Here is a 13,535-nt window from a genome sequence, read left to right as displayed (position 1 = left end):
GGTTTCGGGGCCATGTGGCCCCTGCACCCCCAAACACTTCAAGGAGAAGTACCATGACAAAGGCACACGACACGCAGGCGGCAATGGATCAGACTCAGAATCAAGCTCAGCATCTGAACACAACGCCGGAAGAACGTCTCGCTCATCTGCAGGACGCAGCGGACAACATGCCAAAGGAGGTCGCATCCCAGCCGACTCCGCAGAACGAGGAGGCTTGGCCGGAACAGCCCGAAGAGCCTGGGGAGAACGCGAAGTACAGGAGAAGGACAAAGAGCGGCAAGCGGACGCTTATGGCCTTTGTGGAAGACATCTACCTGCCCCACATGCGGCTGCGCAAGAGAAGCTGGACTGTGGACGCGAGGCTTGCCACTCGCTTTATCTATCCGACCTTCGGCAACAGGGAGATCCGCAACATACGGGCCATCGAGGTGGAACGGTGGCTGGACAGGCTCACCAACAAGCTTGCCCCCTCTTCCTGCAACCGCGTTCTGGCAGTCTTCAAGACCATCTGCTCGCTCGCAGTACGCCAGGGAATTGTGCCTGCAAGCGCCAGTCCCTGCAGCGGCGTCTTCTCGCTCAAGCTGCAGACTCCCAGGGAGCGCTACCTCTCCCCGGACGAGGCAGTCAGGCTCATGACCATCCTTGAACAGAGCGAGCGGCAGGAGGCGCAGGCCCTGCGCCTGCTTCTGCTCACTGGCGCCCGCAAGAGCGAGATCCTGAAGGCCCGCTGGGAGAATGTGCACCTGGATCTGCACATGATAAGCGTGCCCATCTCAAAGTCCGGCAAGACGCGCTACATCTTCCTCTCGGATGCTGCAAGGGACATCCTGGCTGGCTTGAAGAGTCGCGGGAAGAGTCCCTGGCTCTTCCCGGGCCGTTCCTCGCGCAAGCCCATCTCGGACATCTTCGCCTACTGGAAGGAAGTGCGCGACAAGCTGAACCTCGCAGACGTGCGCATTCACGATCTGCGCCACACCTTTGCGAGTTTTCTTGTGAACGCTGGCCACACCCTCTACGAGGCGCAGAAGATGCTGGGACACGCGGATCCGCGCACGACCATGCGCTACGCGCACCTTGGGCAGGACGCGCTTGTGACAGCAGCTGAGACTGTGAGCAAGCTTCTGAAGTCGGGAACGCAGGCCCAGACACCGTCTCCGACTGAAGCACAGGCGTAAAGCCCCGGGGCAGGGCCGGGATTTGTCCCAGGCCCTGCAAGCCCTTCAAAAAACACATGGGCCCCTGCCTCGAAGGCAGGAGTCCATGCAAAAGGGGAAAAGCCATCTGTCAGTCTAGAGTGGCACAAACTTTCCGTGGGGCACGCCCGCGGTGATGGCCTTGAGCCAGTCCGGCATGCGCACCGGGCGGCCTTCGGGGCTTGTGGAGGCGTGCTGCGTCATGCCTGTCACAAGGACAAGGTCGCGGCTCTCGTTGGTGATTTCGTAGAGGAAGGTCAGGGAAGCGCGGCCCCATTCGGAGATGGCGACGCGACAGTGGACCACGTCGTCGAAGCGGGCAGGAGAGCGGTAGCGGCACTGCACCTCGCGCACGGGCAGATAGATGCCCCTGGCCTCGACCTCGTTGTAGCTGAAGCCGGACTCGCGGATGTAGGCGTCACGGGCCCTTTCAAAAATCTGCAGATATTCCGCGTAATAGACTATGCCCATGGCGTCCGTCTCGCCGTAGGCTATGCGGTGGCCTATCCAGATATGTGGCGTGGGAAAATTGTCTTGCAATGACATATGTCCGCCTTCCTTCACTGGCTGTCAGTGTGTGTCGGTGTTGTATTATGGGTGGTGTATGGTTGATATTATGAGTGGTTTTGCTGGTTGCCATTGGTTGCAGGCTCGTCGGCTGGCTTTTGTCCGCAAGCGTCCGCCCCATTGCCCTGCTGACTGTCCGGCCGGTTTCTCACAAGTTCGTCCAGGTGAATGAAGCAGGCGGAATACCTGCCAAACCACTGCGTGTATTCCCAGCAGCTTGTGTGCATGAGGTCCAGAAGGTTCATGGCCGTTCCGTAGAGCTCATTGGCCGTATCCTGCCCCCTTTTGGGCAGATCCTCAAGAAGGTCTGCCACAGCAAGCCCGAGGTCGCCCATGTAGCGCATGCGCTGGCAAACCATCGTAAGCTCGCCCTTCATGCGTTTTAAGGAAGCATCTGCCGCCATCCTCTTCCTGCGCTCTGTTACCTGCTCCATGTCCAGGGAATCGCCGCCCCCTGACTCTCCATCCATGCTTCCGAGCGGGGAGCCCAGAAGATCGTGGCCTAAAGCACCCAAGAGGAAGATGTAGTTGTGGGTCCTCAGCTCCAGCTCGCGCAGCTGCTCCCTTGTGCGTTGCTCTGTCATGGCAGCGTTGAAATCGTCCTGCATGAAGTGGCTCATGGCAGCCAGAAAGACCCCCAGGGGGACATAGCCCTGGCGGCAGGGGCGGGCTTTCGGCATATGGGTTTCAAGTTCCCTGTATTCGGGGTCCGTGAGACCGAAGCAGGCGCACAAATCCTCCAGTTTGGCCAAAAGTGAGCCATTTTCGTGGACAAGATCCACGCTTGTCATTCCAATGTGCAGCTGCATGCAAAAAACTCCAGGGACAGCATTGGGAAACGGTGGGCAACACGGGCAAAGGGCCGGAAAACCGGAGGATCAAATACCTGCCTTTCAGTCAGGCGTCAATTGCCGTGGCCGCAGGGATCAGGCGCTCTGCAGAAGGCTTCGAGGCGGGGGAGGGCAGGGTACCATATATATGATGCAGGCGGGGGTGCCCGGACCGGTACTGTGAACTACTTGCACAGCGCTGCGCGCAAGGGGATTTTGCCTTGCTGACCCACAGCGTCGCATGGCCCCGGATGGCCCAGATGGATAGAGAAGGGCATGCACCAATAACCAGCAAAACATTGGAGCACAAAAGGCGCATTTACATATTTTTGCATCAAAACAGATCTTCGCCTATTGGTGCAAACCACTAGCTTTTTGCTCCTGATAATTGCAGTACTACTTGAAAAAGTGACGACGTACAGCCCTTGCCATATTCTTGGAGGCAGACAGGAATACAAAAAAAATATACAGTAGTTGCGCAAGGAAATAAAGGTGAGCAGGATGTCCTCAAGGGCTTGTGCACCGTTTGAAATGCTCCCACTATTTGGTGCATACATCTTCCCCTGAAACAGGCAGGAGGCATTCCCGTCCATCCCTGCTGCTTCCTTTGGTGTATACACCGATAAACAAACAGTGCACATATTGGCGCAAGACATTTCTTCAACCTCTGCCTGAAGCTATGTGCACCAATATTTCTTGCGCGCATGAATGGGGAAAGTGCCCAGTTTTCCCAGCGAATCATGCCTTCCCGAGGCCTGGTTCGCGCATCCTTTCTTCGCGTCATACGTGAAGAATCTGTACCCCAAATCTCCCGGATTTCCCGCGTGTCGCTCCTCCCGACGCTTCCCTTGCTGCATCTTGGGCTCAGGGCGCAGCAAGGCTTAGGCCTGCTTTGATTCCGACCAAGACTCCTGCCCTGGCGCAAGCCCTGGCACCCGGCCAAAAGACGCTGCGTACAAGCCCCATGCTCCCTTGTGCCGCCACAAGGTGCACCAAGAGGCGACCATTGAGTCGCGGATCTCGAACACTTGGGGTCTCTTGCAAGCCCTAATCCCCTGAACCCGGCCCTTTGCTCTTCTGACATTCGCACCTGTGCCATTGCCTCGTAGCCCCTGCAGCGCTGCAGACGGCCACTGCGAGGGGGTACTGGGGCATTTCTCCTGCATGCGACGCTTCCCTGGCAAGCCCTGCAAATGGTCGCATTCACTTCGTGCGCCATTTGCGCCCGGACATCCTGCCATGCGCGCGGCCTTTGCGGGCAAAACGACCCTGGCGCACCTCGTGTTCGGCCGTGATACCGGGCCAGGGGCATGCCATACTTTCCACAAATGAGCTCAAGATGCCGACATCACTGGCACGAGCTGGGAATACCGTATTCCTGTACCCGCATACAGTGATATACTGCCTTTGGAGGCCAAATCTCCTTCATCTGTGCATCAATATATGTACATTTCCCGATATTGCCCTATTGGTGCAAATTGCATCAATGTGCGTCAAAATTTCTACAGAATGGCACCATTCTTTTTGACGCATGTGCACCAATAATCCGCTCGCACGGCCCTGCACTTTCCCCAATGCCCGCAAGGGTGACGTTTACCTGACTCTGGCGCACACACAAGGCCACTCACTGTTCGCCCGGGGCATACCGCTCTGCGCATTGGGCCGCAAAAAAGGGCGAACACCCAAAGGCATCCGCCCTGGCCGGGGTCACCCCCGGCTCTCCTTTTTCCGAAGTTTAGGGAAGCTTGTTGTATTGGTCGTCCGTGACGGGTTCGAGCCAGTCGTTGCTTGCGTTTTCACCCGGAACTGCGATGGCGATGTGCACAAACCAGCTGTCCTTCGCAGCTCCGTGCCAGTGCTTGACACCTGCGGGAATGTAGACTGTATCGCCGGTCTTCAGTTCCCTGGCTTCCTTGCCCCATTCCTGGTACCAGCCCCGGCCTGCAGTGACGAGCAGGATCTGGCCGCCGCCCTTGGTGGCGTTGTGAACGTGCCAGTTGTTGCGACACCTGGGCTCGAAGGTCACGTTTGAGACGTTGACGCCTTCCCTGACCAGGGGCGCAAGGTAGCTTGTGCCGATAAAGTACTTGGCGTAGGCCTTGTTTTCCTCACCCTTGGGGAAGGGTCCGAGATTTTCCGTGCTCATGCTTTTCTCCCCGGAGGTCCCTGCAGATGCTGCCATACCCTGGCAAGGGCTCAAAACAAGAGCGCAGAAGAGGGCGGCTGCGAGAAGGCGTTTGGTCCAGGAAAGCGCTGAATGTTTCATTTGGAACCTCTAGTTGTATGTAGTTGTCTGTTTGGGCCCTGGAAGCAAGCCTTGCTGAGCGCGCAACACTCTCCCCCGGGCAGGAATGACCTTCCCTCATTCATACGCAAGGTAGTGCCCCTTCTGCCAGTGGCAAAAAAGCCAAATACTTGCCCAATTGTGCCTGTCCCATGTATTGCAAGGGCAGGGAAAGACTTTGTTACAATCTTGCAAGACGCTGAAATACATGTCTTTTAACGATTTTTTACCACATCCACTCTGGATCTTTGCCGTCAAAAACTGTATATATCCCGTACTGGGAAGTGTACATAGCCTTCCCCCAAAGCCCTCTCCCATTGCCCCAAAGGCCTTGTGGGACTGGCGAAAAACATACCTTGCAAGGCTGACAGTCAAACAACAGGTGCAGAGCATGTATACAGAAAATGTCTTTACCCGCGAGCAGAGCAACGCGGAAATGCTTTCCATGCTTGACGAGCTGCGCGCCCTGGTAGACAGGCAGAGCGCAGGTTCCTCGGGCGTCATCGCGACTTCCGTCCCCACGCTCAACACAGTGCGCCTGAACCGCACCACAGGCACGGATCACTGCCTCGAAAGGCCTCTGGTCTCCATCGTGCTGCAGGGATCGAAACACATTTCCTGCGGCATACGCGAGACCTCGCGCGAGCTCCATCTCACAGAGGGCAACAGCCTTCTTGTGGCAGTGGACATGCCCACATCCTCCACCATCATCGTGGACAGCAACAAGCCCTTCCTGGCCATCTTTGTCTATCTCGACAAGAGCACCCTGCTGGATCTGACCCTCAAGATGAACTCGACCAAACAGATTCAGCTCCCTGCCATGGAACGGGAGAATATCGGGGGCGCTGCCGTGGACATGGTGGATGCGGACGTCCTTTCCTGCATGCTCCGCCTTGCCCGCCTGTGGGACAAGCCCGAGCAGATAGCCGTGCGCGCGCCCATCATCCTGCACGAGCTGCACTACGTGGTCCTTGCCGGCCGCTACGGCCACCTTCTGCAAAAACTCTACCGCAGGGACAGCCAGAACAGCTCCGTTGTGCAGGCCATTGCCCTTCTGAAGCAGGATCTGGCAAGCCCCCTGCGCGTCAACGATCTCGCCCGCCAGGTGAACATGTCCGTCTCGAGCCTGCACCGCCACTTCAAGCAGCTCACAGGCTACAGCCCCCTGCAGTACAGAAAGCAGCTGCGCCTATTGGAAGCTCGCCGCCTCATGTTCTCGGAAAACGAGCAGGCTGCCTCTGCAGCCATGATTGTGGGCTACGAGAGCGTCACCCAATTCAACAGGGAGTACAAGCGAATGTTTGGCGAACCCCCGCACAGGGACATTCGCAGACTGCAGGCAATCTAGGCCCATACATATAATATATGAAGGGTGATCCCCTTCGAAAAACAAGAACGGCACAGCGCTGAACAAAATCAGTGTTGTGCCGTTCTTCGTGAGAGTCTCGGAAAATCCCGTGCCCTTTGGTCCTAGTCTTTCGAGGATGTCGCCTCTATGAGTGCTCGCAGCTCCTTTCCGGGAGAAAAGCGCGGCATCCTGCGCGCCGGAATAATCATGGCCTCGCCAGTGGAAGGGTTGCGGGCCTTGCGCTCCTTGTGCTCGCTCAGCTTGAATGTGCCAAAGCCCCCAAGCGTTATGGAGTCTCCCCTGATCATGACTTCGGAGAGCGAGGACAAGGTGGCCTCGAGGATTTTGGCTGCGCTCACCTGGGTTATGCCTGCCTTTGCGGCAATCTGTCTGACAAGATCTGCCTTGGTCATGGAACCCCCTTATTTTGTGTGTAGTATTTTTTTGTGCCCCCCTGGAAGGCGTGAGCGCGCTTTCCAAAGGCTGCTTGATTTTCAGGCGGGCTGGACTGCGCAGGTCAAAGAGGGTAGCAAGGGGCATACAAAAAAGGAGGCCCCTCATGAGCTCACCACTTTTGCGCATTGCCGGCATCGAAGACGAGAGCATCGTGGACGGCCCTGGCATACGCATGTGCGTCTTTGTGCAGGGCTGCACGCACAACTGCCCTGGCTGCCACAACCCGCAAACCCATGCCCTGGACGGTGGAACCGTCATGTCCGCAGAAGAGATCTGGCAGCTTTTTGCCCAGGATCCCCTGCTTTCGGGAATCACCTTCTCCGGTGGCGAGCCCTTTTTGCAGCCTGAGGGGCTTGTCTGGCTTGCCAAAAAAGTCCACGAGGCAGGCAAAACCGTCTTTGCCTACTCTGGCTTCACCTATGAGCAGCTGCTTGCCCGCGCCATGGAGGACAGCCACACAGAAGAACTTCTTGGGCAAGTGGACTGGCTTGTGGACGGCCCCTATGTAGAAGCCCTGCGCAATCTCGAGCTGGAATTTCGCGGAAGCTCCAACCAGCGCCTTTTGGAGAAAACGGACATGGAAGAGCTTGCCCGTCTCTGGAAACAGCAGAACGCCAGGGCGCGCTGACAGGGCAAAACGTCCGCGCCCAGGCGTTGAATGGGGGAGGGGTGGGCTCTCCTCCCCCAATCCTTGTCCGTTTTTTAGAGGGAAGCGGCCACGGACTTTGCAAAGTCCTCAATTTCATCCGGAGCAGCGGAAGCGTCTCCGTCCACCTTCAGGCCACCGGCAATGATGGTAGCACCGGCTTCCCTGGCAGCTTCCTCGATCACCTCCACAGAGCCGCAGAAATGCTGGTAGGAGGAGTCACCGGAGGCAAAGGCAGCCACCTTCTTGCCGGAAAGGCCCATGGAGCCAATGCCCTCGAACACGGGCACAAAGTCGTCCTGCAGCTCGACATCCTCGTCGCCCCAGCAGCTGCAGCCCATGAGGACAGCATCGTAGTCCTTCGCAATGTCTGTGCAGTCGCTGATGTCGGCCGCGTTTTTTACTTCGACGCTGTGACCAGCGCCTTCGATGAGAGAAGCGACCTTGCCGGCAATGCCTTCGGTGTTGCCGGTAGTGGAACCAAAGATGATGAGAACCTTGCTCATGTGATGCTCCTTCAAGATGGTGTAGAGGGTTGTGTGTTTGTCTATTTGAGGAGGGGATACCCCTTGTCGGCTAATCGTTGTGATCGTGCCCTTCAGAGCAGCAGGGACCACCGGTCACCTGGCAGCACTTGTCCCCGCAGCGTCCGCCGCAGCGGCACTTGTGGGGGCGCCTTGCAAATCTTCCGCTGGCTGCCTGTGGAACGCTTGAGGCCTGCCCCCTTTCCCGTACAACAAGGACGCGGTTGCCTGTGCTTGCCAGATTGAAGCCCAGGGGGCCCTTGAAATAGATGCTGTTCGCAGGCAGGGAAGTTTCCTTCAGGACACTTTTGAGGGACATGGCTGCCTGTGGCTTCATGTCGTTCAAATCGCGCACGTCCACAAAGAGCCTGCCGTCAGCCCTGGCGTGGTCTTTCAGAAGCACAGAGACGGAAGAGAGTGCTTCCCTGTCGGGCTCCCTGCGCAGTTTCAGGTGAAGGTTTCTGCCGTTGCTGTGAAAACTGAACAGGGGAAGCTTGTCTTGCATGGTTGACTCCCGGGTTGATGGTGAAATTGAAAACCTAATTCATATTTTCCTTCTGAGAGGCAATTTATATGAAATAGAATTTCAAAGTCAACACCTGGAGATCACTTTTTTGGGCTATGACAGGCAGGATACGGGAAGGACAAGTCCCCTTGTCCCTGCGGAACTCGCGGCACTTTTTTCACATTTCGGGAACGAGCAGCTTCGCTTTTTCAGTCGCAGGAAATCTCAGTTGTGAAGGCTGCTCAAGGGAGCCAGGCGTGCCATGAAGCCAGCCACCTGGGGACTGGGCCTTTTGGCATAAAGTATGCCGTAGGGGATTACGCAGTCCGTGACCAGGGGTATGGTCACAAGGTTCGGGTGCACGTCCTTCCAGGCCTCCAGGGTCAGCAAAACGCACTCCCTTTGCTCGCACATGTTGAAGGTTTCCACATCATAATAGTAGTCCGTCTCCTCGATTGCGATGTCCGGGTGTTCTTCCTTGAGAGAGGCTGCAAAGTTGTCGAGGATCTCCGTATCCCCCAGGCGTACCATCATGAGCCTTTCCCCACCTAGTAGTCTATAAATTTTGATTTGCTAATTTACAGAATAAATCATAAATACAATCTTATGTAATATGGCGTAATATTTGCTTGAAATAGTGTTTGAATTTAATTTTAAACTTATTCGAATTTTGGGTATAAACTTTGAAGTTTTATCCTTGCATCATCAATTGTGAATTGCCAATTTACTTTTGCATGTTTATTATTTCTATTATTTTGCCATATTGTAATTAAGCGCTGTATTTCATGAAGTGTTGGTATTCTTTGACTGAGACACTGTCTAACAAGAACACTAAGTTCAGATTCTGCTATATTTAACCAACTTCAATGTTTTGGAGTATAGTGAAATTCAAATTTTGTTGATAATTTGCGTGCTTCAGATGGTGGAAATGCTTCATAAAAAGATCCAGTTGTGTGCGTATTAAGATTGTCCATAACAATAATAATTTTAGAAGCATATGGATATAATTCTGATAAATTTTTCATAAAAATTGCCCAATCAGTCTTACAACGATGTTCAGTGGCTTTAACGTATCTCCTACCTCCTAAAGGCTCCACTGCCATGAAAATATTGGCAACACCATTTCGTTTATATTCGGGATCTATCTTTTTAACTTTCCCTTCTTTCGTTGGAAGGGGTTTATGTATTTCTTCTATAAGTTGTTTTGGAGATTCGTCCATACATATAACAGGAACATCAGGATTATATGGTAACTTGTATACGGCAAGAATATCTTCCATATTTGCCACAAACTGTGCATTTTCTTTGGGAGGAATTTTATAATATTCACTCAAATGGGGTTTGATATTTTTTTTGAAGAATGTTGTGGATCGTCATGCGTGATATTGTAGTTACTATACCTTCATCAATCAATTTCTGTTGAATCATTCCTAATGTCCAGCGTGAAGCTCCATCTGGTGTTTCACTACATGCTATTCTAGTAATATGAGCCTCAGTATCTCCATCAAATTTACGATATCTTGTTGATATATCTTGAACTTTTCTGTTTATTGCAGCTTCTATACCTTCTTCAACAAATTTTTTCTTCATCCTCATTAATGTGACTATACTAATAGAAACCATATCACTAATATCTTTCAAAGTTTTATTTTTCTTATTAAAAGGACCTTCATCAAGCAATAATAAAGCTTTAGCTTTTTTAGCTGTCTGAGTTTCTGGTTTCTTAACAATGATTTCATTTAACAATATGATTTCTTTTTGTTCTAATATAATTTTATAATGATTATACTTGCTAGTGTTGTTTTTATTAATTAACACTCTCTTTTGTTTTGGTTGAAGAAAATTAATTCCAGATGAAATATATCCTTTTCTTATGTTTAATACAGTTAAACTACTAATATTAAACTTATTACATATTGATTCTATATTAAGTTGAAGAGCTTTTGAAAATATGCTTCTGTTACATGCTAAAATTATGTGGGCATTTCTATTGACTTTGCTGTTTTCGTCAGTGGATTCTATGATTTTTTTGATAGCCTGAATTTCTTCATAGCTCAAATTAATTATGTATCTTTCCATTTTTTTTCCTCTCTTCAAAAGAAAATCAAAAATGGTCAATTTTAAATCAAATATTCAGAAAAACACAGGGTTAAGTCTGGAAGCAATTCGGCTTCCAGCCATTCAGGCTATCCTATAATAAATTTCTAATATTTTTTCACGTCAAAATTTATCGACTACTAGGTCCGAAAGCTCTATGCGCTCCCTTCCCGCCAGCCTGTGGTTCTTGGAAAGGCTCACAGTGAGTCTGTAGCTTCCGAGCACAAGATAGCTTGCCTGCTCCTGCATGCGCTTCGAGTTGAAGACACCAACAAGAATGTCGATATTCGAGCCAAGCGAAGAGATGAGGGACAGTATCTTCTCCCTGTTGTCGTCATAGGGGACCACGCGAAACCTGAAGCCCGAAAAAAGCTCCCTGTTGTCCGCCACCATGTCCATGATGCGTGTGCAGGGATTGAGCATGGAAGATCCCACCCGTATGGTCCGCTCGTCGCGCTCCTGCGCGGCCTTTGCCCGTGCGAGAGCCCTTTCTTCTTCCTCCTGCATGCGCAGTCCCTCTTCGTAGAGCGACTGCCCGGCAGACGTGAGCCTGACACCCCTGCTGCTGCGCTCGAAGAGTGTCAGCCCCAGCCTGTACTCCATGGCGTTGATATGCTTCATCACCGCCACAGGCGTCATGTGCTCGAAAAGCGAGGCCTTTGTGAAACTTCCGCACTCTGCCACGCGCAAAAATATCCGCATCTGCTGACTGAGCATGCATGCCTCCCGGGGCTATTAACTCATGGTTAAGACTCTTAGACCATTTTGCTATTCCGTAGCAAGGCCCTTTTTCCTATTGCATGAATACGGGGACTCTCCCCAGGGAGGACAGCATGAGACACAAAAACATTTGGCACCTTGGCTCTGCCTGCGTGCTGGCTCTTGCCCTGATGTTTGCGCAGGGCGGGCAGGCGCTTGCGCAAAAGTCCGAACAGGGCCTCATAGTCCTTGCCACCATGGGAAGCCTTTTCTTTGGCGGAAGCGTTATCCACAGGGCCGACGGGGAGACCTTTCACGGGGACCATGGCTACGCGCAGTTCTACGTCCCGGAAAAGGCCAGGGACTATCCCCTCATCCTCTGGCACGGCGTAGGCCAATCCGGCAAATGCTTCGAGTCCACCCCTGATGGCCGCGAGGGCTATCAGGCCATTTTGCCACGGCATGGCTGGGGCACCTACATCATCGATCAGCCGCGCAGGGGCAGGGCTGGCTACACAAGCGAAAGGATCGAGCAAAGTGTGGATCCCACGACTACGAGGGAAAGCTTCACCTGGAACGCCTTTCGCAACGGCCTCTGGGTTCCGCCCGGCAAGGCAAGCCTCTATCCCGGTGTGCGCTTTCCATCTGATCCTGCCTCCATCGAGCAGTTCTTCCGCCAGCAGACCCCGGACACAGGGAGCGAGCCCAGAGACAATGAACATCGCGCCTTCATGGGGAAAGCCATGGCTTCCCTTCTTGAGCGCACAGGCCCTGCCATCCTTGTCACCCACTCCAACAGCGGCCAGTACGGCTGGTTTGCCGGCATGTTTGCCTCCGACTCCATACGGGCCATTGTCGCCTTTGAGCCAGGCCAGCTTGTCTTCCCGGACGATGAACCAATCCCCGATGTGCCAGTGAAGGACAAGTTCATAGCCAAGCTCATGCAGGGAGGTGCCAGCCAAAGAATTCGAAAGGCTCACCCGCATGCCCATCCTTCTCATCTACGGCGACAATATCAGCGAAACCATAAGCGACATTCTTCATGTGGAGGTGTGGCGCATCTCCAAGGCCAGAGCTCGCGCCTTTGTGGATGCCATCAACCGCCGCGGCGGGGACGCAACCCTGCTTGTCCTTCCGGATATGGGGATTAGGGGCAACACCCACGCGCCCTTTGCGGACACCAACAACCTTGAGGTTGCGCGCCTCATGGAAGAGTGGCTGCACAAAAAGGGCCTTGATGGCTCAGGTCATCCCCACACTGGACCCATGCCTGCAAAGACTTCCCGGGTGACCATTCCGCTGCAAAAGTAGTGCGACAGCAGATTGGCGAAACAGAGTTTAGCCAATCTGCGGTGTCTGGGGGGCTGTCGCTACAGGCCCATCTGCTTCAGCGTGGCCCCTGCCAGGGCAGAGCAGGGGTTGCCAAGGGGTTCCAGGACCTCGAAGTGGTTGTACTCCTGAAGGACCATGCTCTGCACATCCTTTCCCTTCTCCCTGCACTTTTGGGCAAACTCGTCCGTCTGGCGAATGAACTCCGGCGTTTCCAGCGAGCCCCTGACAAGAAGGAGCGGGGCATTGATGCGATCAATATGCCTTTGCGGACTCAAGGCCTCCTCGCTCTCGTCCGTGATGTGCACATAGCTGCTTCTGATGGAGAGGCGAACCGGCTTCAGGTCGAACATCCCGCTGCAGCACATGCCTCCCTTGAGGACATTTGCCGGAAGGCCGTATTTCGTCCAGTCCGTTGTGAGCAGTACTGCGGCAAGATGCGCTCCAGAGGAATGGCCGGACACAAAGATGCGCTCCCTGTCGCAGCCAAGCTTGTCTGCCGCCGCGTACACAAAGCGGACAAGCCTTTGCAGCTGACCTGCGAGATAGCCCAAATCCCCGTCCGCGTCTTCCACAGAGGAAAAGTCCGGAATGATGCAGGCAGCTCCCGCCATGACAAAGGGGGCTGCCACAAAGCTGTACTTTTCGGCTGTCCCTGTCTTCCAGGCTCCGCCGTGGATGAAGATGTTCACGGGCGCCTTGTCCCCTTTTGCCCTGAAGAGATCCAGGGCCTCGACCATTTGCCTGCCATAGGGGATGCGCTCAGGTTTCCCCAGAAGAGAACGTGTGTAGGCGCTGGCAAGGGCGTAGCGTCTGCTCACCTGCACTGCGTTGGCAGCGTACCTGTCCTGGGTGTAGGCGTCGTCCAGTTCCTTTTGGGTCATGTTGAGCCAGACCTTTGGTTCCGCAGCATGGGCCACAGTGGCTCCGGCAAGGGCTGCGGCCGCAAGGGAGCCGACCCTGATGAAGTTTCTTCTGTCCATATCCAAAATCTCCAGAGGGCCTATGGCCCACAAACAGAAGGTTCGTGCACAAAAAAGGCCATTTTCCCGAGGGT

Annotated in this window: 16 protein-coding genes; 5 read left to right on the top strand and 11 right to left on the bottom strand. The window is 53.9% G+C overall.

All coding sequences use genetic code 11. The features are described from left to right. Window positions 1-53: 53 nt before the first annotated feature. Window positions 54-1,175 carry a tyrosine-type recombinase/integrase gene (locus B5F76_RS02625; RefSeq protein ID WP_239406931.1) on the top strand — a complete coding sequence of 374 codons (1,122 nt, stop codon included), beginning with the start codon at window positions 54-56 and terminating at the stop codon, window positions 1,173-1,175. 114 nt (window positions 1,176-1,289) lie between these two features. On the opposite strand, the gene B5F76_RS02620 is transcribed toward B5F76_RS02625, so the two are convergent. From B5F76_RS02620 to B5F76_RS02605, 3 genes are all read right to left on the bottom strand, one after another. Beyond that, complete coding sequence (locus B5F76_RS02620; protein ID WP_087350618.1) at window positions 1,290-1,739, bottom strand: acyl-CoA thioesterase; 450 nt, start codon at window positions 1,737-1,739, stop codon at window positions 1,290-1,292. 68 nt (window positions 1,740-1,807) lie between these two features. After that, complete coding sequence (locus B5F76_RS02615) at window positions 1,808-2,569, bottom strand: hypothetical protein (protein ID WP_087350615.1); 762 nt, start codon at window positions 2,567-2,569, stop codon at window positions 1,808-1,810. Between the two features lie 1,756 nt (window positions 2,570-4,325). Beyond that, a complete protein-coding gene (locus tag B5F76_RS02605) occupies window positions 4,326-4,772 on the bottom strand; it encodes a cupin domain-containing protein (RefSeq protein ID WP_239406930.1) in 447 nt (148 codons plus the stop codon). Window positions 4,773-5,265: 493 nt separating this feature from the next. On the opposite strand from B5F76_RS02605, the gene B5F76_RS02600 reads away from it, so the two are divergent. Continuing rightward, window positions 5,266-6,222 (top strand): AraC family transcriptional regulator, encoded by a 957-nt coding sequence (locus B5F76_RS02600; protein ID WP_162608644.1) that lies wholly within the window; start codon window positions 5,266-5,268, stop codon window positions 6,220-6,222. Between the two features lie 122 nt (window positions 6,223-6,344). Here B5F76_RS02600 and B5F76_RS02595 read toward each other — a convergent pair whose 3' ends face one another. Continuing rightward, entirely contained in the window at window positions 6,345-6,635 is a 291-nt protein-coding gene (locus tag B5F76_RS02595; protein WP_087350607.1) for an HU family DNA-binding protein, read from the bottom strand. 146 nt (window positions 6,636-6,781) lie between these two features. Between B5F76_RS02595 and nrdG the strand changes: the two genes are divergently transcribed. After that, complete coding sequence (nrdG, locus tag B5F76_RS02590; protein ID WP_087350604.1) at window positions 6,782-7,306, top strand: anaerobic ribonucleoside-triphosphate reductase activating protein; 525 nt, start codon at window positions 6,782-6,784, stop codon at window positions 7,304-7,306. A gap of 74 nt (window positions 7,307-7,380) precedes the next feature. On the opposite strand, the gene B5F76_RS02585 is transcribed toward nrdG, so the two are convergent. The 6 genes from B5F76_RS02585 to B5F76_RS02555 form a co-directional block, all read right to left on the bottom strand. After that, a complete protein-coding gene (locus B5F76_RS02585) occupies window positions 7,381-7,830 on the bottom strand; it encodes a flavodoxin (RefSeq protein ID WP_087350600.1) in 450 nt (149 codons plus the stop codon). Window positions 7,831-7,900: 70 nt separating this feature from the next. Next, window positions 7,901-8,353, bottom strand: a complete 453-nt coding sequence (locus tag B5F76_RS02580) for a hypothetical protein (RefSeq protein ID WP_087350598.1) — start codon at window positions 8,351-8,353, stop codon at window positions 7,901-7,903. A 225-nt stretch (window positions 8,354-8,578) separates the two neighbouring features. Next, window positions 8,579-8,887, bottom strand: coding sequence for a hypothetical protein (locus B5F76_RS02570; RefSeq protein WP_087350594.1), 309 nt, complete (start codon window positions 8,885-8,887; stop codon window positions 8,579-8,581). Between the two features lie 329 nt (window positions 8,888-9,216). Beyond that, complete coding sequence (locus B5F76_RS02565; RefSeq protein WP_162608643.1) at window positions 9,217-9,687, bottom strand: IS630 family transposase; 471 nt, start codon at window positions 9,685-9,687, stop codon at window positions 9,217-9,219. Beyond that, complete coding sequence (locus B5F76_RS02560) at window positions 9,680-10,432, bottom strand: helix-turn-helix domain-containing protein (RefSeq protein WP_087350591.1); 753 nt, start codon at window positions 10,430-10,432, stop codon at window positions 9,680-9,682. Before B5F76_RS02560 ends, B5F76_RS02565 begins: the two co-directional genes overlap by 8 nt. A gap of 141 nt (window positions 10,433-10,573) precedes the next feature. Next, a complete protein-coding gene (locus B5F76_RS02555; RefSeq protein WP_087350588.1) occupies window positions 10,574-11,167 on the bottom strand; it encodes a LysR family transcriptional regulator in 594 nt (197 codons plus the stop codon). 116 nt (window positions 11,168-11,283) lie between these two features. Between B5F76_RS02555 and B5F76_RS14410 the strand changes: the two genes are divergently transcribed. Both B5F76_RS14410 and B5F76_RS14745 read left to right on the top strand, forming a co-directional pair. Further along, window positions 11,284-12,300, top strand: a complete 1,017-nt coding sequence (locus B5F76_RS14410; protein WP_144268370.1) for an alpha/beta hydrolase — start codon at window positions 11,284-11,286, stop codon at window positions 12,298-12,300. After that, the gene (locus B5F76_RS14745) at window positions 12,290-12,460 is read left to right on the top strand and encodes a hypothetical protein (protein WP_162608642.1); all 171 of its coding nucleotides are present in this window, start codon (window positions 12,290-12,292) and stop codon (window positions 12,458-12,460) included. Before B5F76_RS14410 ends, B5F76_RS14745 begins: the two co-directional genes overlap by 11 nt. A gap of 59 nt (window positions 12,461-12,519) precedes the next feature. Here the strand turns inward: B5F76_RS14745 and B5F76_RS02540 are convergent, their stop codons facing one another. Further along, entirely contained in the window at window positions 12,520-13,461 is a 942-nt protein-coding gene (locus B5F76_RS02540) for an alpha/beta hydrolase (RefSeq protein WP_087350580.1), read from the bottom strand. Between the last annotated feature and the right edge of the window lie 74 nt (window positions 13,462-13,535).

Origin of the sequence: Desulfovibrio sp. An276 (assembly GCF_002159665.1) — a bacterium.
In the GTDB taxonomy this organism is placed as follows: Bacteria; Desulfobacterota; Desulfovibrionia; order Desulfovibrionales; family Desulfovibrionaceae; genus Desulfovibrio; species Desulfovibrio faecigallinarum.
This window is presented reverse-complemented; position numbering and strand designations above follow the sequence as displayed.